The 21,516-nt window shown below is 51.1% G+C and carries 31 protein-coding genes and 2 pseudogenes; 28 read left to right on the forward strand and 5 right to left on the reverse strand.

Going from position 1 to position 21,516, the window contains the following annotated elements:
- Window positions 1-12 precede the first annotated feature (12 nt).
- Window positions 13-996: a ParM/StbA family protein gene (locus E6P06_RS02070; protein WP_000077456.1), complete on the reverse strand. Its 984-nt coding sequence runs from the start codon at window positions 994-996 to the stop codon at window positions 13-15.
- 509 nt (window positions 997-1,505) lie between these two features.
- Between E6P06_RS02070 and mobI the strand changes: the two genes are divergently transcribed.
- From mobI to E6P06_RS02085, 3 genes are read left to right on the forward strand one after another with little or no spacing between them, the layout of a single operon-like run.
- On the forward strand, window positions 1,506-2,045 hold the full coding sequence (gene mobI, locus E6P06_RS02075) for a conjugative transfer protein MobI(A/C) (RefSeq protein WP_001553111.1): 540 nt from the start codon (window positions 1,506-1,508) through the stop codon (window positions 2,043-2,045).
- Between the two features lie 4 nt (window positions 2,046-2,049).
- Window positions 2,050-2,337 carry a hypothetical protein gene (locus E6P06_RS02080; RefSeq protein WP_000213810.1) on the forward strand — a complete coding sequence of 96 codons (288 nt, stop codon included), beginning with the start codon at window positions 2,050-2,052 and terminating at the stop codon, window positions 2,335-2,337.
- On the forward strand, window positions 2,322-3,422 hold the full coding sequence (locus E6P06_RS02085; RefSeq protein ID WP_001553110.1) for a RepB family plasmid replication initiator protein: 1,101 nt from the start codon (window positions 2,322-2,324) through the stop codon (window positions 3,420-3,422). The genes E6P06_RS02080 and E6P06_RS02085 overlap by 16 nt, the downstream gene beginning before the upstream one ends.
- Before the next feature lie 1,017 nt (window positions 3,423-4,439).
- Here the strand turns inward: E6P06_RS02085 and E6P06_RS02100 are convergent.
- A complete protein-coding gene (locus tag E6P06_RS02100; RefSeq protein ID WP_039272545.1) occupies window positions 4,440-4,874 on the reverse strand; it encodes a hypothetical protein in 435 nt (144 codons plus the stop codon).
- 17 nt (window positions 4,875-4,891) lie between these two features.
- Complete coding sequence (locus tag E6P06_RS02105) at window positions 4,892-6,007, reverse strand: phosphoadenosine phosphosulfate reductase family protein (RefSeq protein WP_058662819.1); 1,116 nt, start codon at window positions 6,005-6,007, stop codon at window positions 4,892-4,894.
- A 266-nt stretch (window positions 6,008-6,273) separates the two neighbouring features.
- Between E6P06_RS02105 and E6P06_RS02110 the strand changes: the two genes are divergently transcribed.
- The 22 genes and pseudogenes from E6P06_RS02110 to E6P06_RS02210 all read left to right on the forward strand — a co-directional run bounded on the left by E6P06_RS02110 (window position 6,274) and on the right by E6P06_RS02210 (window position 19,053).
- Window positions 6,274-6,882, forward strand: a complete 609-nt coding sequence (locus E6P06_RS02110; protein ID WP_000849066.1) for a hypothetical protein — start codon at window positions 6,274-6,276, stop codon at window positions 6,880-6,882.
- Between the two features lie 4 nt (window positions 6,883-6,886).
- On the forward strand, window positions 6,887-7,408 hold the full coding sequence (locus tag E6P06_RS02115) for a hypothetical protein (protein ID WP_058662818.1): 522 nt from the start codon (window positions 6,887-6,889) through the stop codon (window positions 7,406-7,408).
- Window positions 7,409-7,410: 2 nt separating this feature from the next.
- The gene (locus tag E6P06_RS02120; protein ID WP_000648874.1) at window positions 7,411-7,932 is read left to right on the forward strand and encodes a hypothetical protein; all 522 of its coding nucleotides are present in this window, start codon (window positions 7,411-7,413) and stop codon (window positions 7,930-7,932) included.
- A 96-nt stretch (window positions 7,933-8,028) separates the two neighbouring features.
- On the forward strand, window positions 8,029-8,502 hold the full coding sequence (locus E6P06_RS02125) for a hypothetical protein (protein ID WP_161477179.1): 474 nt from the start codon (window positions 8,029-8,031) through the stop codon (window positions 8,500-8,502).
- A 10-nt stretch (window positions 8,503-8,512) separates the two neighbouring features.
- Complete coding sequence (locus E6P06_RS02130) at window positions 8,513-8,806, forward strand: hypothetical protein (protein ID WP_001553058.1); 294 nt, start codon at window positions 8,513-8,515, stop codon at window positions 8,804-8,806.
- Window positions 8,807-8,810: 4 nt separating this feature from the next.
- Window positions 8,811-9,665 (forward strand): hypothetical protein, encoded by an 855-nt coding sequence (locus E6P06_RS02135; protein ID WP_000539390.1) that lies wholly within the window; start codon window positions 8,811-8,813, stop codon window positions 9,663-9,665.
- Complete coding sequence (locus E6P06_RS02140) at window positions 9,665-10,624, forward strand: S49 family peptidase (RefSeq protein ID WP_000841048.1); 960 nt, start codon at window positions 9,665-9,667, stop codon at window positions 10,622-10,624. Before E6P06_RS02135 ends, E6P06_RS02140 begins: the two co-directional genes overlap by 1 nt.
- A gap of 15 nt (window positions 10,625-10,639) precedes the next feature.
- Window positions 10,640-11,500 carry a DsbA family protein gene (locus E6P06_RS02145; protein WP_001115073.1) on the forward strand — a complete coding sequence of 287 codons (861 nt, stop codon included), beginning with the start codon at window positions 10,640-10,642 and terminating at the stop codon, window positions 11,498-11,500.
- A 60-nt stretch (window positions 11,501-11,560) separates the two neighbouring features.
- A pseudogene (locus E6P06_RS27840) lies at window positions 11,561-11,704 on the forward strand (hypothetical protein); the annotation flags it as partial.
- 12 nt (window positions 11,705-11,716) lie between these two features.
- Window positions 11,717-12,163, forward strand: a complete 447-nt coding sequence (locus E6P06_RS02150; RefSeq protein WP_058662817.1) for a hypothetical protein — start codon at window positions 11,717-11,719, stop codon at window positions 12,161-12,163.
- A complete protein-coding gene (locus tag E6P06_RS02155) occupies window positions 12,160-12,678 on the forward strand; it encodes a hypothetical protein (protein WP_058662816.1) in 519 nt (172 codons plus the stop codon). Before E6P06_RS02150 ends, E6P06_RS02155 begins: the two co-directional genes overlap by 4 nt.
- Window positions 12,678-12,908 (forward strand): hypothetical protein, encoded by a 231-nt coding sequence (locus E6P06_RS02160; RefSeq protein WP_058662815.1) that lies wholly within the window; start codon window positions 12,678-12,680, stop codon window positions 12,906-12,908. The genes E6P06_RS02155 and E6P06_RS02160 overlap by 1 nt, the downstream gene beginning before the upstream one ends.
- Window positions 12,895-13,752: a hypothetical protein gene (locus E6P06_RS02165; protein ID WP_058662814.1), complete on the forward strand. Its 858-nt coding sequence runs from the start codon at window positions 12,895-12,897 to the stop codon at window positions 13,750-13,752. Before E6P06_RS02160 ends, E6P06_RS02165 begins: the two co-directional genes overlap by 14 nt.
- 49 nt (window positions 13,753-13,801) lie before the next feature.
- Complete coding sequence (locus E6P06_RS02170) at window positions 13,802-14,320, forward strand: thermonuclease family protein (protein WP_023356327.1); 519 nt, start codon at window positions 13,802-13,804, stop codon at window positions 14,318-14,320.
- Between the two features lie 57 nt (window positions 14,321-14,377).
- A complete protein-coding gene (locus tag E6P06_RS02175; protein WP_058662813.1) occupies window positions 14,378-14,650 on the forward strand; it encodes an HU family DNA-binding protein in 273 nt (90 codons plus the stop codon).
- Window positions 14,651-14,739: 89 nt separating this feature from the next.
- The gene (locus tag E6P06_RS02180) at window positions 14,740-15,036 is read left to right on the forward strand and encodes a hypothetical protein (protein WP_058662820.1); all 297 of its coding nucleotides are present in this window, start codon (window positions 14,740-14,742) and stop codon (window positions 15,034-15,036) included.
- A gap of 314 nt (window positions 15,037-15,350) precedes the next feature.
- On the forward strand, window positions 15,351-15,719 hold the full coding sequence (locus E6P06_RS02185) for a hypothetical protein (RefSeq protein ID WP_131777513.1): 369 nt from the start codon (window positions 15,351-15,353) through the stop codon (window positions 15,717-15,719).
- Between the two features lie 129 nt (window positions 15,720-15,848).
- Entirely contained in the window at window positions 15,849-16,298 is a 450-nt protein-coding gene (locus E6P06_RS02190; RefSeq protein WP_058662811.1) for a hypothetical protein, read from the forward strand.
- On the forward strand, window positions 16,280-16,588 hold the full coding sequence (locus E6P06_RS02195; protein WP_000383038.1) for a hypothetical protein: 309 nt from the start codon (window positions 16,280-16,282) through the stop codon (window positions 16,586-16,588). Before E6P06_RS02190 ends, E6P06_RS02195 begins: the two co-directional genes overlap by 19 nt.
- A 176-nt stretch (window positions 16,589-16,764) precedes the next feature.
- Entirely contained in the window at window positions 16,765-17,550 is a 786-nt protein-coding gene (locus E6P06_RS02200) for a ParA family protein (protein ID WP_001151303.1), read from the forward strand.
- 3 nt (window positions 17,551-17,553) lie between these two features.
- Window positions 17,554-18,732, forward strand: a complete 1,179-nt coding sequence (locus E6P06_RS02205) for a ParB/RepB/Spo0J family partition protein (protein WP_058662810.1) — start codon at window positions 17,554-17,556, stop codon at window positions 18,730-18,732.
- 48 nt (window positions 18,733-18,780) lie between these two features.
- Window positions 18,781-19,053 carry a helix-turn-helix domain-containing protein gene (locus E6P06_RS02210; RefSeq protein WP_000703826.1) on the forward strand — a complete coding sequence of 91 codons (273 nt, stop codon included), beginning with the start codon at window positions 18,781-18,783 and terminating at the stop codon, window positions 19,051-19,053.
- Window positions 19,054-19,121: 68 nt separating this feature from the next.
- On the opposite strand, the pseudogene E6P06_RS02215 reads toward E6P06_RS02210, so the two are convergent.
- Together E6P06_RS02215 and E6P06_RS27570 are read right to left on the reverse strand one after the other, a co-directional pair.
- Window positions 19,122-19,328: pseudogene (locus E6P06_RS02215) on the reverse strand (restriction endonuclease subunit M); the annotation flags it as partial.
- 87 nt (window positions 19,329-19,415) lie between these two features.
- Window positions 19,416-19,559: a hypothetical protein gene (locus E6P06_RS27570; protein ID WP_000939032.1), complete on the reverse strand. Its 144-nt coding sequence runs from the start codon at window positions 19,557-19,559 to the stop codon at window positions 19,416-19,418.
- A 317-nt stretch (window positions 19,560-19,876) separates the two neighbouring features.
- On the opposite strand from E6P06_RS27570, the gene E6P06_RS02220 reads away from it, so the two are divergent.
- The 3 genes from E6P06_RS02220 to E6P06_RS02230 are packed head-to-tail and all read left to right on the forward strand — an operon-like array spanning window position 19,877 to window position 21,514.
- Window positions 19,877-20,311, forward strand: coding sequence for a hypothetical protein (locus E6P06_RS02220; protein ID WP_039272498.1), 435 nt, complete (start codon window positions 19,877-19,879; stop codon window positions 20,309-20,311).
- Between the two features lie 29 nt (window positions 20,312-20,340).
- Entirely contained in the window at window positions 20,341-21,015 is a 675-nt protein-coding gene (locus E6P06_RS02225; protein ID WP_000344152.1) for a hypothetical protein, read from the forward strand.
- Entirely contained in the window at window positions 21,008-21,514 is a 507-nt protein-coding gene (locus E6P06_RS02230; RefSeq protein WP_001553030.1) for a hypothetical protein, read from the forward strand. The genes E6P06_RS02225 and E6P06_RS02230 overlap by 8 nt, the downstream gene beginning before the upstream one ends.
- Window positions 21,515-21,516 lie beyond the last annotated feature (2 nt).

Genomic DNA, 21,516 nt, shown 5'->3' on the forward strand with positions numbered 1-21,516 from the left:
ACCTCCTATCTATCAGCCGCAGAACCAGAAGCCCCTGGCATTAGATGCCACGGATTCTTCGGGCAGCACAATTCTGCTCTTAGGAAAAAGCTCCCTGGCAGCGTCTTGGTAAGCCTCGGCTCCCCCCCCAGCCAGTAGAACGACATCGGCATCCATCCCGTCTTCACGCATTGACTTGCGCATAGGGATCAATGCGTTCTGAGCAACTTTGGTTGAGGCTTTCTTGAAATAGTCTTTGATTGATACCTTTTCACCGTAGAGGAAGATTTCGCCCTTACCCGCACGAATTGCTTTCTCTATTTTTTCGATGCCAGGAGCACCACCGTGGTCTTCCTGAATTAGCCGGTCTGTTTCCTGTAGCAACACAGACATCGCCTTGAGGCTGGTGCCCGATGAGTGATAGCGGACCTCCCCCTCTTCAAGAGCAACCCAATCCACAGAGAAAAAACCAGGGTCGATTACAACGGTTTTTCCTCCCTGAATAATTTCCAGGAGATCTTCGTCTTTGGTTGAGCTGACAACATCCATGTAAGCTCCAGCAGGCTGAGGCACAACCACCACAGACTTAACCGCCACCGAACGTTTTGGCGTGATCTGGTGTTCACCCTCCAGTCGAGCTTTCAAAGCCTCTCTGCGCTCTACTTCCATATACTGACTTACAGGCAGGCCCGTCACCAGCACATCAATCTCCTTTTGCTCGGACATCAGGAGTGCTGCGTAGAAAAGCGCCTTATATGGATTGGTCGAAGGGTAGTCGCCATGAAGCTCTCGCTCCCAACCTTGCAAGCGATCAGGTTCGACGCCTGCAACCCATTTTTCCCCATCAATCACAACCTGAATGCTGGTCCCTGCACCACCAGTTAACTGTTGTGGCATCAGCTCCAGCGGACCTGCCCCCACTGGCATGATGACAGTTCGAGCTTCCCCACCTTTATGACCCATCGCCATTTTCAGGTTCGAGTAACCAATATCCAAACCCAGAACAAACTGACTCATTAAATCCTCCAGAGATTGCTTTTTGATGGCTTTTTGATTGCTTGCCGCGTGTTGGATAGAGAATAAGGCCAACAAAAGGGATGGATGGCCTCTGTAATTGCCCAAAAGGGGCGTTTGGGTGGTTTTTAGGTGGCTTTTTGATTGGTGAGTGGGAAAACATGTGGGAACGCTGCACGGATAGGTTCAGATGAACAGACCTAACCCTATCAAGAGCCGCGACATCTCCCGCACCGGGACGCCCGCACCAAGAGAATGCTGGAAATACCTTTATTGGAATCTTAACAACCATCTCCAATATATCTGGAATCTTGAACTACAAATTCACATGCGGCGCAAAATTAAAGAATTTGAACGGCAAGATTCCAGATAGATGGAGGGGAAATTGACAAATTCCAAACATGGGTTAGCCTAGTGACAAAGCTAGATTCCAATAGTGGAATAATTGGGTTTAGATTCCAGATAGATAGTTATGTGGATAGGAATTGGATGGGAATTGGGAGGTTTTTGAGGTGAGTCTACCAACCGAGCGATGGTTAAACCTGCTCGATCCGAAGCTCGAAGAAGAACGATCCGAGATAACAGAGGATCTACTAGAGGCAGAGGGTAGAGAGTTTGTTGCGGAGGTACGGAGCAAGCTGGATCACGCCTTAGCCGTTCTTGCTGTAGAGGCGCAGCAGGAAGCGGACATGTACTGGAGCGCGCACAAATCAGCGCGTGAAGAAGCGTCAGAAGACGAGCAGGGGCGTGTTGGTACGCGGGTTCGCATCCTCGGCGTATCACTCGTTGCAGAGTGGTATCGCAACAGATTTGTCGAGCAAGTTCCCGGACAAAAGAAAAGGGTTCTATCAACACATATCAAGAAGGGCCGGGGCTATGCCTACAGCATGTCGCACTTCAAGAAAGAACCCGCCTGGGCACAAGAGCTGATCCAGGAAGTAGAAACCAGATATGCCGCGTTAAGACAACGCGCCACGGCCATAGCAAAAATTCGCCGGGCGCTTAACGAGTATGAGAGGCTACTGAACAAGACGCATAGCGACGAGGTGTGACAACATGACAACATCTGTAGCAGCTACAGAACTGGCGAAGCTGGGGAAATGTGAAGCGATGATCAAGAAAGTCGCCAACCATCCTCGCCCTGCCCTGTCAAAGCGCCCACAATCGCCACATGGCACAGATAACACCCTTCGGGGTGAGCTCGCCCACTTCCGGTATGAAGCGGCAGCCATGCGTTTCATGAGCAGCCTTGCGGGGGCTAAGCGTCGCGTCTACCAGCTAGTGTTTGCGGCAACGGTAGCTGCGGGAGTTTTGACACTGCTGGCGGCATGGACCACCAGCTAGAAAGTATTAACGGAACAATCATGAGTAAGAGAACCAAAGACAAAGACCTGGAGAAACTCGACGTTATCAAAGACTCACCGCAAATGAGCCTGTTTGAGATCATTGAATCTCCGGCCAAGAAAGACGACTACTCCAACACAATCGAGATCTACGATGCGTTACCTAAGTACATTTGGGACCAAAAGCGCGAGCACGAAGACCTGTCCAACGCCGTAGTGACGCGACAATGCTCCATTAGAGGTCAGCAGTTCACGGTGAAGGTGAAACCAGCCATCATCGAGAAGGACGACGGGAGAACCGTGCTGATCTACGCGGGACAGCGAGAGGAAATCCTTGAAGATGCTCTACGCAAGCTCGCAGTAAACGGGAAAGGCCATATCATAGAAGGCAAGGCTGGGGTCATGTTCACTCTGTACGAACTCCAGAAGGAGCTCTCGAAGATGGGGCACGGGTACAACCTGACAGAGATCAAGGAGGCAATTCAGGTTTGTCGTGGCGCAACACTAGAATGTATCAGTGATGACGGAGAAGCCTTCATCAGCTCCAGCTTCTTCCCGATGGTGGGATTGACCACCAGAGGTGAGTTTAGGAAGAAAGGTGGGAACGCCAGATGCTATGTGCAGTTCAACCCACTGGTAAACGAATCGATCATGAATCTGTCGTTTCGCCAGTACAACTACAAAATCGGAATGCAAATCCGCTCCCCCCTTGCACGGTACATCTACAAGCGAATGAGCCACTACTGGACTCAAGCATCTCCAGATTCACCATACACTCCATCGCTTATCAGCTTCCTAACCCAGAGCCCTCGTGAATTGAGCCCACGAATGCCCGAGAACGTCAGAGCCATGAAGCTCGCCCTGGAGGCCCTCATCAAGCAAGAGGTCATAAGCGACTACGACGCGAACCAGATCAAGGATGGCCGCAGAGTAATCGACGTGCGGTACGTCATAAGGCCTCATGAGAACTTCGTGAAGCAGGTGATGGCATCCAACAAGCGTAAGCAGCAGACAGAGCTACGAGCTATCAAGCACGGTACAATTGACCACGACATCATTGATGAAAGGCAGAGTAAGGGTAGATAGCCCCTAGAAGCTCCCGATCCCCCAGAGAAAAGAAGGCGCGTCAGCGCCTTTTTTTATGCCAAGAGGAACGCACCACCAGGTAGGGCCACAAGCGGAATGTCTCCGTATGTGGGTGCTCTGCACGGATAGAGTGAATTGAGCCCAGATACAGCCGGGGTGGGACTCTATATATGGGGTCGTTGCACGGTAGGTGCAAACGGAGTCTCTTTATCGTGCAAGTGGAAGCCATGATGAAGGAGAAGCGCAATGTTGCCTCAGCGGTTCCCGTAGAGTGGTTCCCGTAAACCATTGATAGTTAAGGGTACGGAATGTGGGGGGCTTGCACGTTATGAGGTTTGATATGTGGGAACGTTGCACGAAAGCAGGTCGCCAACCAGTAGATATGTGGGAAGCCTGCACGGTTGACTAAGCAGAACAAAGATTGACAGATCAGGACAAAGCCAAAAAGGTAGTCAAACTGACCCCACCAGCCAAAAAGGTGATCACGCTCACACCGGAAGAGGCTAAAAGTTATCCACATTTTCTGTGCATAAACTGGGTTTTGGTATGTGGGTACACTGCACGATCACATATGGGTACGCTGCACGGTGCAAAAAACGACCAAAATTGATATGTGGGTACGTTGCACGTTAAGGAAGTGGTATATGGGGCGACTGCACGAATAGCCTCAAATATATGGGGATGCTGCACGGATACCAGATCTGATATGTGGGAACGCTGCACGAAAGCTCTGTTTTGTAAGGATTTTGTGGGTAAAACAGAGGTCCGGTGTGGATAACATCTAACAAGATCCTGGGGGATATGGGAACGCTGCACGGCAACCTATGGGAACGCTGCACGTAACTATATGGGGTTGCTGCACGGAAGAAAGATGAAAAGATCTTTAGTATCAATCTGTTGAGACACAATTAAGTGCTCCTAACCTGTATTTAACCGCTTTTATCCTTTATACGAAGATCTAAAGATCTTTATATTTATCCTATGGATCGTTGAACAGAAAACAGTCCGCGCTGTTTTTTAGAAAAAAGTCTCGTATGCGATCCCAAAAAGGATGAGTATCACCAACAAGGTGATCATCGACAGCACAAAGTAACCAGACTCGTACATGATCGTTTTGATCAGGGAGGCTGCGCTGACGGATCTTCCAGAGATCCTCCCAACGATCCACTGAAACGCAACAAACGAACCAAGCCCACAAAACAGCACTACCACCACAGAGACCAGAGTATGCTCTCTTAGAACTGACTCACTCAGGAAGCCATGCTGTATCCCCAGCAAGGCGAGCCTACCAATGCCAAACCCCAGACCCAATGCAACAACTCCACGTACCAGCACGACTTTCAGCGACTGGAACCATGTCAGCTCTAGATCCATCCCCTTCCGGGAAGACCGGCGCACAAGCACCATAGATATTCCCAAACCCACAAACACCAAAAGAACAAAATCCAACATTGACACCTCTGCACAAATCAATCAGAACCACAGGCCTCACGGCCAAATGCGCCACCAGGGAGAAACCACTTTTGCCCCTCAGGCACAAAAATCGGGAGCGTGTAATCGCCTCTGGATACCTGCTCTAACGCCTCCACATCACTAATTTGTATCGGCGCAACAGCGGAACCTAAATCCATTACGTCGATTCTTTTTCTTGATACCGTTACCCCAAAGGTTTGTTCATACAGTGCAATCTTCCCAGCTCTATCAGGCCAGTAGTGCCGGATCGTGGACCAGATACGCTGTGAGTTGTAAATGCAGGTCATGCACGACGACCGGTTCCAACCAAGACGATAAGGGACTGGAGCCAAGATGCGGTGACGTTCGATCACTTCCCATACTTCCTCCTCAGTCCAGTGAAGAACTGGCCTCCAGGCATCCACTAACCGTGCAGTATTCCCATATCTTCTGTCACAGGCGTGGGCCTCAAGTTGGTTGTACCTGGATCGATTTGCACTCTCCTCTCTGCGCTCACCAGTGATGAAAAGGATCTTCTTCCCCTTGAAGCGATCCTGGTTGTTGAGAGCTCTGCGGCCAACATCAATCTTCAAGGCTGATGAGCACCACCTTGTTTGCAATGATGGCGACTGTTGAGGGAAACGAAGGCGAGTACCCGGCTTAGAACGCTTATGGTCTCTAGGCAGCACCAGGAGCCCCTCAGGAGTTTCTACGCGATGGGGGTGGCTGTAAGCATTCTCCTTGAGCATTTCGCCCTCAAAACCGCCCTCAAGCCACGAGAAGAACATTGGTATGCCCAGTTCCTGCCCAAGCTGACGGCAGTAGTCACGCATGAAGGCCCAATCCATCAACGAACTACCCTCCTGACCATCAACATCATGATGCCAGAACTCCACCTTTGACTTATCAACTCCCATGTCCACCAGCCGCAAATACGCAGCTATTGAGTCTTTGCCACCAGATAGGCACACAATGATGTGGTCATATCGACTCAAATCCACATCCGGCGCTGAGAAGTACGTAGTTCTATCGTCACAACGCTGACCGGAAGGTCTGCCGGTCAGTACCGACTCCAGGGATGGCAGCACCACTTGGTCATCAAACAAATCCCCTTGGTTTTCTCGTCTCAACATAGGTCGCTCATTTTTCTTTACTGGGTTGTTTTTATGTTTTACAGTATTATAAAGTGATGCTGTAAAAGTAAAGTATTCAGAGCGACTAATTACTCAGGATGAACTTGGTAGGCACCAGAAAGCAATTCAAAGGTGGTTTTTCGGTGAGTTGTGTTCGGGGCGGCGTGTTGCTGTTGACTGAAAAACACCAATAGATGGCATTTGGGTGGAGTTTGAGTTTAAGGGGTGGATATGTGGGAACGTTGCACGGTTAAAGGGAGCCGCACATGAAAACGATAAAGCGGTTCATCGTGTGGGTGAATTATGGCCTTGAGGGGTGGAGCATTTTCGGATCGAGTGATGACTGGGATGAGGCGTTATCTATCCGTTCGGAAGCGATCGACGAATGCAATATTGATGAGGATGACATCATCTTGGCGGAAAACAAAAACGAGCTGGTGGTGAAGCCAGCGGCCAAGCAAATGACGGAATGGCACCGGGAGCTGGAAGCCGTCCTAATGACCTTGGATGACTGCCAGATGGAATGTGACGGGATGACATGGGCAGTTAGTCACCTACTCAATGAAGCCGGTGTCCCGCATAACTGCATGTATGGCTTTGTACGAAACGAACAGACCAAGGACATCGTGACACCGCATTTCTGGGTTGTCCTGGATGATGGGTGGTTGGTGGATCTGAGGCTGCGCATGTGGCTTGGCGATCACAACAACATTCCTCACGGGGTATTCCATCCCGATAACGAGCCTGGATTCTTCTACAAGGGGGATCCGGTTCAAAACCATAAAGGGATGAGACTGGGCAAGGCGGTCCTGGACATTATGACCGAAGGAAAACTTTCACATGTGAAAGTTCCTGAACGACAAGACGGAGAGTGACAGCGTGGAACTGGATTACGACAAGTTAGTATCAAACACACATCTGGAGGCTGCTGGCTGGGGTATGGATGCCTTCAACCACTCCAACCCATTTGAGAGCCATGTCATCTATGTACGTGACTATCGTAACGATCACATCCGCCTGTTCACTATCAAGCAGGCTGATTTCGACACGATAAAGCAGCCACCCCACCTTACCTCCGACATGCTGGCCTCAGTGATTGCTGAGTTCATCTCAAAGGCAGCAAAAGGGACGTTGAATACGAAGGAGTCAAATACGCTGGCCCCCGCCTTGGTTGGTTATGCCAAATCAACAGAAACCTACCGGAGCTGGCGGAGAATGTCAGAGGTAGGAGAGCGACTGCATATGGTCATCAACATTTACGCCGGTTCTGGGCTGTTGAGGCCTTTCATTGCTCGTGCTCAGGAGACTGTACTGACTACCCAAGAGGTGTTGGTCTTCTCATCGCAGGTTAAAGACCTGGATGTATCCAATCATCCTGAGTGGTTTAGGGGCCGGAGGTAGTCATGAAGGCTGTTCTCTGGATATTCGTCTTGATCATCGCCCCTTTCGTCATTGCGAAAGTGGACCAGTGGCGCAAACGCGGCATTGGTGACACCTGGGCGTGGTGGAAATCAGAGAACATGCCTTATGAGCTGCGCTCGGCAACGCTGTTTTTGTCCGAACAGGACGTATCGACCACCCTGCCTGTGCCCATGCACGGCAGGGTTGACCAGGTGTATCAAACCAAAGGTGGGGTTCTCATCCCCCTGGACACAAAGCTGCGCCAAGCAAACCACATCTTTGAGTCGGACATTATCCAGCTCTCGGTTTACCGGGTAATTCTGTCACACAAGTACAAGGCTCCCGTTGCCAAGTACGGCTATGTCCGAACCGTTGTTGAAACAGCGGACGGGGATAGAGTCCGTTACATCAAGACAAACCTTCTCAGTGAAAGAGAAGTGATCAAGCTGTGGCACCGCTACCAATCCATCCGCTATCGCAAGGTAAAACCTACCTGTTCCTGTGGCGGAAAGTTTCACATGTGAAAGCTCTGGGTTGAATTAGGGTTGCCCGAATTGGGCAGTTCGGCGGGGTTGCATTTTTGAGGAGTCCTGTAGGCTGGTTGCTATAGGAGGTGAATAGTGGCCCAGCTTAAACATAACCGCTTCGTCATGTTGGGTGCCTTGGTAGCGACTGTTGTAGCTGCCGCCAATGGTTTGAGTTTTATCACCCTTATGGCTGGTGGAATAACCCTTCTCCAGTTCGTGGCATGGAAGCAACAAGATGCGATCCGGAGCCGGTTTAAAGCCGCGAAGGATGCGTTTGAAGCGTTGAATGTCATAGCGTTTGACAAGCACTGGGTAGGCTCAACCGCGAAGGTCGCCAAGGTGTCGAGCACGAGCACCCCTCCCGAACGACTGGATAAGCCTTGGGCGGTGCAAGTTCTGGCCGTAACCAGTGGTGGGGCGTGGTTCGCAGTGGACCTGCAAGTGACCTGCACCGACAAGGTTCAGATGCTTTACCTCCACCGCCTTAGTGAAAAGACAGCAAAGACAATGCTGGCCTTCGATCTCGAAGTGTATGAGCGATTTTTCGGAAAACCTGATGTTGCATGAGGACAATGTGATGGAAAAAGTCAAAAACGTAGATGCCGTTGAATTCACGGCAGCAGATAAGAAGGCGATGACCCATGCGGCTTACGCCCAGTGCTTCTTTGTTCTGGCCCAAGCAATAGCGTTTCCTTCCTTGGGGATGGCTGGCGCTATGGTTGCAGCTATGTGCGGCATGATGCCGTGGTTGACCAAGTTTGCCAAAGAGGCCCCCTCGAAAGCCTTTGGCATGGTGATGGCCTCGCTCGGCTTGGCACCTGTGTACGGAAAGCTCTGTGAGCTGGTGGTCAGTGCGATTCAGGGAGCTTGAGTTTATGGGGGTAGTACGAGTTCCCTACCTCTTGGCTGAGCTGAAAGAACGCGGATGTGCTGATGAATCTGCTCTGGCGAAGGTTATGCAGCCAGGATGCCGGATTGAAGGGGAAGATCTGCGAAAGTTGGCCGCCAAGTTAGGGGTTGAAGTGTCCGAACTGGCACCTGCACCAGAGAACGAGGCCAATACCCGGTTCAAAGCAAAACTGAGAGGAGGTTTGGCCTCCTTTCTTTTTGAGTACGACGGCTGTTTCCGACATGCCGAAGGCTCCAGTCATGCAGAAATGTTGGGGATCGAGCAAGAAGACGATATTGGCCTTCCGAGTAGAGCTGCGGACGCCATGCTCCTGGAGAAGACGCTTTATCAAGTAATCGCTCGGGCTAAGTACATGCTTGGCAAAATCGACGGCAAGTTTGTCAGGTCAGAACAGGCAATCGAGTTCCGTGAGCAGCTTGCTCCTGGGATCTTCAAGCCAGGTTATAGAGGCTTCCGATTTAAGGAGGCTGCTGCTGGTGATCTGCCTACTGTCATGATTGACGGTAGGAAGTTCAATTGCATTGCCAGCATAGCCAGAGCACATGGACTTGATCCGGTAACGGTGCGTAGGCGCATTGCGGACACCGGGAAGGACGCAGACAAACTCACCAATGATGAGTGGAAACTCATCCTCGCCAAGAAGAAAGGTAAAGGGAAGCCCTTCACCTATCTGGACAGGACCTACAGCAACATTGCTCAGTTCTGTCGTGAGCATCAGCTCAACACCAACCTTGTTTACCAGAAAGTCAAAGACCGGGCTGATAGCGCTGATGAAGAGTTCTGGGGACTGATAATCGAAACATGCAAAAGGAAAATCTAATGGCAGAAAGCAAAGAGCTCCCCTGGGAGAGAGAGCTTATTGAGAAGTACATGTTCACCCTGCATAAGGAGCAGGTGAAAGATCGCCGCTGGCGGGCTCTGTTGCGTGTGCTTCGCGCATCAGGTTTCGTGCTTCTCATGATCGGCTTCATCATCTTAGCGTCTAATCCGGGCGGGATGCCGTGGCAAAGCACCAAAGCAGGAGCCCCTCACACCGCGTATATCAACATCCGTGGTGAAATTGCTGCCGGTACACTGGCAGATGCTGATCACCTTATCCCGTCTATCCAAGCCGCATTCGACAACCCGAACTCCCAAGCCGTTGTACTTCGCATAAACAGCCCTGGCGGTAGCCCCGTTCAAGCTGGGCGGATTTATGAAGAAGTTAAAGCGCTGCGAGCGCTTCACCCAGAAAAAAAGGTCTACGCCATCATTGATGACATCGGTGCGTCTGGCGGCTACTACATCGCCTCTGCTGCGGACGAGATCTATGCTGACCGCGCAAGTCTGGTCGGCTCTATCGGCGTCATCAGCTCAGGGTTCGGATTCACTGGCCTGATGGACAAGCTCGGCATCGAGCGCCGGGCGATCACTTCCGGAGAGCACAAAGCTCTTCTCGATCCATTCTCCCCTCTTACCTCTGACATGAAGACATTTTGGGAGGGCGTTCTATCAAAAACCCACCAGCAGTTCATCGAGCGAGTGAAGGCTGGTCGAGGTGATCGACTGAAAGGCGACCAAGAGGTGTTTTCTGGGTTGCTTTGGAATGGGGAGCAGGCCAAAGACATTGGGTTGATTGATGGCTTGGGGAGTTTGAACTCCGTGGCGCGAGACGTCATCCACCAGAGCAACCTAGTGGACTACACCCCAACCGAAGACATCATCCGGCGACTGACCCAACGAGCGAAGCTCGAAGCCAGTTCCTTCGTGCAAGAACTCAGTGCTGTGAAAGTTTACTGATAGGAGAAGTTTGACATGCCAGAACAAAATACCAAATCGCTACGCCTCGGGGTTATTGCCGCCATTATTTTGGGACTCGCAGGAACCGGGTTCGGCATTTACCAGTTCGTGAAAGAGAAGGAGCTGGCGCAAGAGATCGCTAACGTGAAGTCCACGGTCAACCAGGTGAAGGGCACCGAAGGTGTCACTTTCAAAAGCAAAGCAGAGTTTGAAGCTGCGGTGGCCGAAAGCATCAACAAGTTTGTCGCGCAGAAACAACAAGCCGACATCGATCAGAAGTATGCCAAGTTTGAGGCAGCTCCTGAGAAGGTCGATGACGGTAAACACATCTACGGGGCCCCTGGTGCTAGGTTCACACTGGTGGAGTTCTCCGATATGGAATGTCCGTTCTGCAAGCAATTCCACGACACACCCAAGCAAATTGTTGATGCCAGCAAAGGGAATGTGAATTGGCAGTGGAAGCATATGCCTCTCGATTTCCATAATCCGACAGCTCACAGAGAAGCATTGGCCGCTGAGTGTATTGCTGAGCAGAAAGGCAACCGAGGCTTCTGGGTCTTCGTGAATGACATTTTCCATCACAGCCAAGGTAACGGTGCTGGGGTTGCTGACTTGGCCTCTGTTGTTACTGGTGTTGGCGCTGATCTGGATGAGTTCCGGGACTGCCTCGGTTCTGGCAAGCATGAAGACAAGGTTGAGGCTGACATCCAGAAGGCCAAGAGCTATGGCGTTAACGGGACTCCGGCCACATTTGTAGTGGACAACCAAACCGGCAAGAGTCAGCTCCTCGGCGGCGCTCAACCGGCACAAGCCATCATGGCTGTGATGCGAAAAATGATGATTGAGTCGCAGCCAGACGACTCAGCAAGCCAATAAGACTTTCACATGTGAAAGTCGGGTTCCTAAGGGGCCTGACTTTCGCTATGAGGTGTACCAATGGAGTTACAAAAAGCAAAAGAGGCTCTCGATAGCCATTACCCTCACAAGGCGTCAGCCTCTTTGAGGCTTGTCTTCCACCAGCCTGGAGGGATTGGTGAAACCCCTACCGTAGGGGGGAAAGCAATTCATGCTGGGTTTGATAGGGAGTGAGAAATGCTAAAACGCGGAATTATCAATCTTGCTGCGAGTTACATCATTGTCGATGCCCTACTCCGTAGTGCAGCAATTTGGATCTTTGGCTTGCCCTTCTCGGTTGGTAGCGCTTACGCCACTGGTGAGGCAAGTTCATGGGTCGTCTACCTAGCCATATCTGGCGCAATGACACTCTGTTCCATCGTAACAGCCTACCTGCTCGTGACCTATCACAGATGGGGGTTAATGACAGCCAGGGTCTGGTTGCTATTGAGTGCATGTCTAAACGGCTATGCCGTCTACCTGAGTAGCCACAACACCCAGTTTGTGGTGGCACTGCTTTCCAGCCTGTTTATTGCTTTGTGGATGCTCAAGACCCTTGAACAACCAGCAGTGAAGGGGACGTACAAGGTAATCGCAGATCTTCACCATCAGCTATGGGGAATGTTGAAGGGGCAAACACAATGACGACGAATACTCAAAACGCGAACACCAACCGGGATATGTCTTTACGCAACATGCTCGTCCCCGCTCTTTTGTTCTACGTGATGATGACGGCCATGTTTCTGGGACTTGACGCATTCATGGATCAGACCACCAGCATGAACCTGCCATTCATGCCGTTCCTTGTTTCGATGGTGTGCTTTACCAGTGATGCACGTCGAGCGTGGGACTGGCGAAACGGGCTCAAAGTTGTGGTCGTATTGACTGTGGTAGCCATGCTGTTTGCATTCGCCTATCAGCTCGCGGTCGGAAAGGTGAGTCTCTTTGGGGTTGGTATATACCCGGTCACAGCCTTCCTTTTGTTGGCAATCACCTGGGTGATTCGCGCTATCGGAAAGACGGCACCATTCCAGTTCCTTGGGAGGCGCTTGGCGCGAATTGGTGCATCGAAGTGGGTCCAACGCACCGTCGCAGTCATGGTGCTCGCTGGGGGGCTTGCCATCACCGTTTATGCGTACTGGCTTAACCAAGGTAGCTAATGATGATTATTGCAACTAAGGGCGGCTTGCTGGTGGCCGCAGAACTAATCAAGGAAGAGGCCGGGTACTGGCTACTAAAGCCTCGTGACCAAAAGATGCCGATCAGGGTGAATAAGCAGGATCACAATAAACGTGCGTTCACGCATATGGGCGACGCCCTTCGCTGGGCCGGTGATCCTGAGCTTGCCAAGCAGTTCGATGCTGAGGGGGAAATACATGCAAATTCGTGACGACATGACAAAGTTGTTTGAGGCATTCGGTGATCCAGAAGAAGTCACCCGAGAAATGCTTCTGGGACAGGCGGAACTCATTCATACGATCAGCGATAAGTGTCAGAGCACAGGCCTGTTTCTGGATAGTCAGAAGCGTTTCAACCAGTTCGTTCAAGAGATCGAGGCTGACGACAAGGTTGAGGATCGGTTGCTTCATGCTTGGTGCTGGGTGCTGGACCGAATAGTGAAGGCTCCAACATCCTTTCACATGGATGGTGCTGTAATTTTGACAATGCCTCTGGTTGCCAGATACCTACCTCCGGTTGAACGTGAGCCGGAAACTATCGTGGTGAATCTCGATGAGGACTACAAGGCTCCTGTTGGCAACCAAACGCTCTGCGAGCTCATTATGGAACGGCGGCATTGGCCGCGAGGGGCAACGTGTGCGACCCAAGAAGCGGACGGGGCAGTTCTCTACTGGGACGCCCCGGTTGATGTCGTTGAGGAAGGCAGAAAGGTCGCCGGTAAGCACGGCATGATGGCCGAAGTCGGGTTAAAGCATCAGGTCGATGCTTGGTATGCAGACATGGATGAGACTCGGCTCGCAACCGACTGGAACTCCGCCGTCATCACGCCCCACTGCTTGTTGCTTTCCTACCTGGATATGCTTCAAAGGAACAACGTTCCATTTTGTGAAGGAGTTCAACTGGCTGCTCAATGGGTGAAGCAACTTGGAGGGGAGTCTCGTGAAGGCACCGAGGATGCGCCGGGAACTGAGGTTACGGTGCTTTCCCTGGGAAGAGCCACCGCTCATTGTTTTAAACCGTATCCAGACACAAAAAACTTCTATTACGAGGCCTAGGCCAAAGCTCTACCTACTGGGGGGAGCAAGTAATTTGGATGGAGTGATTATGAGGTTAGGTATTTTTGGGGTGGCAGCCTCCCTAGCAGCAATGCTGGTGGTTGCCCCTCAGGTATGGGCAGAAACCTTCAATGCGAGGGTTGTGGGCGTTTCTGACGGTGATACAGTCACGGTTTTGACTGAACGAGACTGTGACTCAGGGGAAGATTGCCAGAGTGGCAAAGTCCAGTACCGGGTAAGGCTGGCGGAAATCGACACCCCTGAGAAGAAGCAACCCTACGGCTCTAAGGCGAAACAAGTATTGTCCGATCTGGTGTTTGGTCGAATGCTCAAGGTTGAGAGGATCGACAAAGACCGTTATGGCCGCTTGGTAGCCAACCTTTATGTTGATGGCAAATGGGTCAATGCCGAAATGGTCCGCTCTGGGAGTGCGTGGGTATACCGGCAGTACGCCAAAACACCAGAGCTGTTCCAGCTAGAAGCCGAGGCTAAAGCCGATAAGCGAGGCCTTTGGGCATTACCGGAATCAGAGAGAACTCCCCCTTGGGAGTGGCGAAGAAAGCACTAACCACACACCAGTGTATACGGGTGTAAATAGTAACCAAGAAACCAAACAGGAATAACGATGAACAAAAGCGAACTGATTATGAAAGTGGCCGAAGACGCAGACATCAGCAAAGCACAGGCCGAAGCTGCGGTGAATGCGCTGATCAACTCTGTGACTGAGGAGCTTAAATCAGGTGGGACTGTAGCGCTCACAGGGTTTGGTACTTTCCACGTTAAGTCGCGGGCAGCGAGAACCGGGCGGAATCCCCAGACTGGAGAGAACATCCAGATCGCCGCTGCTAACATCCCTGGGTTCAAAGCTGGTAAGGGGTTGAAAGACACCGTGAATTAGTTGTTATTCATGTGTCACATGAATAAGGTTTACATAAGGCTCCCTTCGTGGGAGCCTTATTCATGTCTGACATGAATAAGGGGGTGGGGGTGAGGTTGTCATCAACTCAGAAGGATGTTTTGTTCATTCTATATGCAATTGAAGTCGGTGGAAAAGCCGAGCCTGTACCAGGTATGAAAATGCTGTCGATGATCAACTCAGCTCGCCAGAGCTGTATTCATGGAACGAACTTCCGAACGTCATGCCACACGCTGGTGGATAATGGCTTATTGGACAAGTACCGGGACGAAACTTCTCTAAAGCTGGCCTTTAAGCTGACCGACGAGGGCAGGGGGCGTGCAGGAGAGATATACCGCAAAAGGTTGGAAGAAGAGCTGGAGAAGTAATACGTCCCATAACGGGGAGTATCGAGTTAGTGTCATCCCTTAAAATAGAGTTTCATCCTTGCAAATAAAGTCTCACCCTACGTGGCTGGGCGAGCGAGTATGAGGCTGGCGAGTACAGGCTGCTGTGATCGCCGCAGCAAGCAACTGATCGAGGAAAAAATATGCCGATGAGTAACGACTTAAAGAAGGAAATTGAGCGTGGAATTCAGTTGCTCGAACTGCTGACTACGGCCAGGTTATCGAGTTTGAATGTGATCTTGGTGTCGTGACAGTAGAACCCAAGCAGCAACCGCTGCAAAGTTGAGGGGATGTTTGTGGAACACACAGAAGGCACTTGGGTCGTCAACGAAAAGCACCCTGCTCGTAGCAACGACGCTGAGGTTATCATCGAGCAGAAGGGGGGGAGCGCCCCTATCGCGATCTGCCCACCTATTTATGGTAGCCAGCAGAAAGCTAACGCCCGGCGCATCGTGGTCTGTCAGAAAATCTGCCGAGGTTACTCGACAGATGAACTCGAACAGAGAGGGCTCGTTGCCCTCGTCGGTGACGAGCTGCTGAAACAGGAAGGACTGCTCAAGAGCATCAGGGAGAGAATCCGCGACTGGTCTTCGATGACCCCAGCGGACATGAAAGCCGCTCTGTCTGACATTGAGGACGAGATCTCCGCAGCCGAACTGCTGTGAGCGCGATATACGACCTATGGCTGAGGCAAAGCTTAGGGAGTTGCAGAAAGGAATAACCGGCGCTGGATAGCCTGTGACATCTTTCTTGTACTGTGGGTGGTGGAACGCTCAATTAAGAGAAGAATACCTATGAGTTTAAGTTTTATAGCAAGAGTCTTGCGCCAATTGGCAATTATGTTTGTCTTCACCGTGCTGGTGGGGGCCGGTTTTATCTACTATGTCGGTAAACAGCATCAGCAGGCAGCAATTGACTTTTGGGGGGAGCAATACCAGCCTGATGCCATCTCTACCCAAATTGATTGGGGGTTTATCGGTAACTTGGTTATTCCTCGCGGGGGGCCAATTATTTCTCCGAGCATTGCTGGAGTGTGCCCTAATACACCACTTCCCGTAGTGCCTCTTAAAATCGGTCCTGATGGCCGGAGCTACGTTCTTTGCGGCATTGGAAGTGAGGCCGTAGCTACCAGCTTTGATGTCAATGCCATCGAAGATGAAGAGATGCGGAAAACATTAAGAACGATGTTTGAGGAAGAATTAGAGAACGGCGTTAAGGGGGATAGATGGACGTCCAAGAGCTGAACCGGATGATAGCTGAGGCCTACAGCCGAGATCAGCAAAAGCCTGAGCTGGTTTCGTTCAAAGAAGTGAGTCGCTGGGGGCGTAAGTACGGTTTCCCCGTCGTATGCACACTAGCCGATCAAAGTGAGGAAAAGCAGATTCACTGGGCTGCCAGTTTGCTCATTCAAGTCGCCGGTACTTGGCCGCGTGAAGATATGCCGGAATTGCTAACACCGGAACGGGGGTCCGCCCTATTCAACGATGCCGAGCAGTTATTGGCGAACGGGCTTGGGGCAGCAAATCAATTGTAATGACAGCACAAACCTTGTCATCAAGCGGCCTTTATGGCCGTTTTTTTGTTTCAAGTTTGTTTTGACAGAACCATAATTAGATATTGCAGCATCATTTTATGATCGCTACAATCTTTCACATGTGAAAGTTTGGGGGTGGTCTGGATCACCTGCGAGAAACCAAAATAGAGGTGGGTATGGCAAAAGTAATCAGCTTCGCCAACCAGAAAGGCGGGGTGGGTAAGAGTACCCTCTGTATCCAGCAGGCCTTTTATCTGGCGTTACAGAAGAAAAAGAAAGTGCTGGTCTTGGATATGGATGGTCAGGGGAACACATCCTCTCGACTGGCCCCCAGACGAGAGCTTGAGGATGACGACTATGAACCAATCCTCACTGGAACCAAAACCGCAGAGCTGTTCGCTTACGAGCTGGATGGTATTGAGGTCATGCACTGTCCTTGCGGGGCTGACCTCATTCACACGCCGAAGAACGATCCGGATCTGTTTGAGATGGAGGCTGTGCCTCTTGACCAGGCTATGAATCCGGCTCGCCATTTGGCTGAGCTGTTTGAGAACTACGACTACGTGCTGATTGATTGCCCGCCTAGCCTTGGCAGAAAGCTGGTGGCTGCATTGGTGATGTCTACCCATGTGGCATGTCCAGTAAAACTCTCTGGCTTCGCTGTGGACGGCGTAGAAGGTCTCCTAAACACGATTATCGGTGTGCGCGAGGCATACAACCAGGATTTGGAGATCCTGGGCATTGTGATCAACGACATGGATCGCTCTGTCAATCACGACAAGGCCCTCAAGGCGCTGGAGAACACAGTTCCGGATCTGCTGTTTGAGAACAAAATTATGCACCGGCCTCCGCTCGATACGGCGACCACGGATGGCGTCCCTGTCTGGGAGCTTCGCTATGGACATGTCGCGGCCAAAGAGGTTGAGGCGGTGTTGGAAGAACTATTAGAGAAGGTGGGCTAAGCGATGGCATTGAACAATTTAAAAGGCCTGTCCGAACTTGCTAAAGCCGCCAAAGGCAAGAAAGGCAAAGAGGTTCTTACCGTCCCTGTTGACGACGTTGTTTCCAAGGTACAGGTGCGTAAGCGCTTCCGTAACATTGAAGATCTGGCGGCCACCTTGCTGACCGAAGGGCAGCAGTCTCCGATCATCGTGTTTCCGAAGAACGAAGAAGGCAAGTTCGTTATCCAGAAAGGGGAGCGGCGTTGGAGGGCTTGTAAACACGCTGGTATTGAGACTATCGACCTGGTGGTTAATGATAAGGTCCAGAACAACCTGGACGAGACTGCTGGTGAGTTGATCGAAAACATCCAGCGGGATGATTTGACTCCGGTAGAGATTGCCGAGGCGTTAAACCTGTTTGTTGAAGAAGGTTGGAAACAAAAGGATATTGCTGATCGTCTTGGTAAGAATATCACTTTCGTATCTACGCATCTGTCGTTGCTCAAGCTACCTGACTGTGTGCGCGAGTTGTACGATAATGAAGTATGTTCTGATACAGAAACCTTGAACAATCTCCGTCTTCTGTTTGAGCTTAACGAAGAAAGATGTCGCGCCGTCTGCGCTGTAGCTATGTCTGACGGGATTACCCGTAAACAAAGCCGTGAGATGTTGAATGATGCCAAACGCATCAAAGAAGAAATGGAAAAAGGTCCTCTGACGGGCTCCGACCAGAATGATAAACCTGGCGCTGGTAACACCGACGAGCAAGCCATTAACTCTGGGAGTGGCACATCGGTACATATCGGAAATGGCGACCAGAGCCCTGCCAACATGGAACTGGAAGGGGGGGCAAATCTCGGTGGTCAGGGCGATGATGACCAAGACCATTTTCTTGACGAAGAGGGTAAGGGCAAAACTCCTGTCCGGCAGCCAGTTAACAATGGTAAGAGCAAAGATGAAGAAGGTGGCGATGCTCTTCCTCCTCTGCCGAAGGATAAGGAATGGAAGAACGTCAGGGCTGATAGTTTGATTTTTGCTGTCAACGTTAATCTGGATGGCGAGACCAAACGTGGAGTCATCATGACCGACCGTGTTGCTCTGGTTCCGGCTACAGTCTGGGTTAAAACGCTCGATGGCGAAGGCAAGGAAAAGCACGTTCATGTGCCTGTGTCAGACATTGAACTTCTGAGTGTTGAAGGCTAATGAAGGAGGCTCAGCCGGATAGGTTGGGCCTGTCAAGAACAGGTGAATATGAAGATCTCACAGGACATGAAAAGAAAATTTGCTTTGGTGAATGCCCTGTCTAAAACGGAGAAGCCAAGTCTCCAGGACCTTCACAAGGCAACAGAAATTCCTGAATCAACGATCAAGAGACAGTTGTCTGCTCTGCGTGATGAGTTCGGAATGAATATATTGTTCGTCAGGGAGTCTACCGGCGAACGGGGGGCCACCGGCTACTATATGCTGACAGACTGGGGGATCTTAGACAGGTCTTCGTTCTTGAACCGGTACGGAAAGATGTAAGTTGCCATTGGGCTGCGCATTGAATGGAAAACCCGCCATCTGGCGGGTTTTTTTTATGCGGCTACGGTTGCGGCGGATACGGAGTGTTTCTCTGCGTAGTAGGCGACCGGTTGAAGTTCTGCCGGGATCTCCTCCTTGGCCGGGTATAGGCCAGTCTGTAAGTATGCCCATCGGTCAATAAAGGCCTCAACAAACCGAGAAGTGCCCATGCGGAATCGGGACTGCTCAATGAGAGATAAAGCCTTGGATATAAGTTGTTGTGTTTCTGGTGACATAAGCGCTCCAGTTTGTTCTGACGAAACATTCAAGAGGTAGAAACGAAGAACCCCGCCGAAGCGAGGTTCTTTGCTTTCCTGATCACCTTAATGGCGAAGCAAAGATGTCTTGATAAAGTCGGGGCAACCGGACATTTCCCGGTTGATGAAGTCCTGACGTTTCGCCAGCGGCCATTTCATGAACGCCGCGAGCGGGATGCGCTTATTCGTGTTAGCATTGCCTTGCAGCATAACAAAGCTCCTTAATTGCTTGATTGTGTTGTAAGGGCTGCAACGAAGGTCGAAGAGCGATGCGGCCCTTATTTATGATTATTACAGCATCATAAAGTAATATCAACAGATAATAAAATGGTGTCTAGAATCAAAACTTTCACATGTGAAAGTCTCTGCGCAGCTCACTACGGGCACCCCAACCTCCCAAATAACTTTCCAATCTGCCCAAAATGGGAACGCAAGCGCCCGATAGAAAGTAATTGTCAGTGAGATATTGACTGAGCGTAATATGGTTATATCATGGGGTCATAAAATGATGCTGTAAAGTGGTGCGTATGCCAAAGCCAAAGCAAGAGAATCACCTCCGTTTGAAGAAACCTTGCGCCAACTGTCCATTCAAGAAGGAAGGCGCTATCGAGCTGGCCCCTGGGCGATTAGAAGGCATCATCAACGACATTGTTGAAAACGACATGACGACGTTTCATTGCCACAAGACAGTGCATTCAAAGTCAGGTGGTGAATGGGATGAAGAGGGTAACTATGCGCCGTCTGGACAAGAGTCTATGTGTGCCGGTGCTGCGGCCTACTTGATGAAAATAGGCAGGCCGACAGTGGCGATGCGAATTGCCTTTGCGTTGGGTTATGCAAAGGTGTCCGACTGGGACGAGGCTCAAGCGCAGGTGATCGAACCTTTGGTACAAGGGGGCGGAGATGAGTCGGCGATATGCGGTAGTGCCGCATCCGAAACTGATCAGCATGGAATCCATTGAATTTATCGAACCTATCACTGAGGAAGAAAATGGACGAGAACAAGCTCAACATTGAGACGGTCGATGGGCACAACGAGCTGGTAGTCAGCATTCTGTCCAGAATGGTAGGCCTGAGTGACGAGGAGAAGCAGACAATGTTGTCCTGCCTTCCGGACACCGGCAAACAAACAATCACCCAACTCTATGAGACGCTGCGTTCTCAAGGGCACCTGGAGCTGGCTGAGAAAATCGAACCATGCGTCCAGCAGGGTGCCTATGGGCCGATCTTCGATAACGCTAACGCGAAGGTGTTCGTTCGGGACGAAGCGCCTTTTTTCTGTATGGATGAAAATCCGCTGAGCTGGAATGACGCTAAAGCAATCCATCGCTTACGGATGAGCGTGACATGTGTCTCAGGGGCAGGCGGCTGGATCATCGGTGAGCGCTTTGATGACCGCTTTGATACCGAAGTAGGCGGAACACAGCTTATCGTCACCCAGTCGCTCAATGAAAAAGGTGAGATCGAAGGCGGCCTTCCCTCCTCGATGTCGCTGAATGGCCTTGCCGCGTTCCCTAAACGGCCAAGGACTCCTCAAATCGTCGATTACCAAGAAGACAAGCGATACACGCTTGAGGAAGCGGAGGCTATCCCTGAGCTCGCTCCAGTTGTTCAGCGGCTGAAAGAGCGTGTTGCAGAGTATGAAGAGAGACGCGCCCATGATTGACCTGACGTGCCGCCGCTGTGCTGGTTCCGGTGTTTATGACTTGTCCCCTTCCAAAGAAACCTGCGGTATGTGCCAGGGGCATCGGAGATTTACTGATGCCAAGGCAATGCTGGTTGCTGCCATCGAGCTGGCGAAGAAGCAACGCGAACCTGTTATTGAAGTCGTGGTGGGGCTGGTACTCAAAGGGGTTGATGTTAGAGGGAAGGAGCCTGGAGAGCTGTTCAAAGCTGCACAGGCCTTTAATGCCCCAGGGCACAACTTATTGCGATACGGGTGGGATGCCTGGGAGCTCTATGCCCTCCATGAAGGAGTAAGCCCTGATCTTGCCTCACTTGGCCGAAGTGTGATGCGCGAGTGGTATAGCCATTCATGGGGCCGATTCAGTGAGGAAGTAGGTTTTAGCGCAGCCGAGAGCATGATCAAACAGGCCAAAGACAACCCGGAAAAAGCAGAAGAGCGCTGGGAGTTCCTACTTAGTGAAGAATGGATGGTGGAGTAATT

This window comes from Citrobacter sp. CF971 (genome assembly GCF_006385635.1).
GTDB classification, from domain to species: Bacteria; Pseudomonadota; Gammaproteobacteria; order Enterobacterales; family Enterobacteriaceae; genus Citrobacter; species Citrobacter freundii.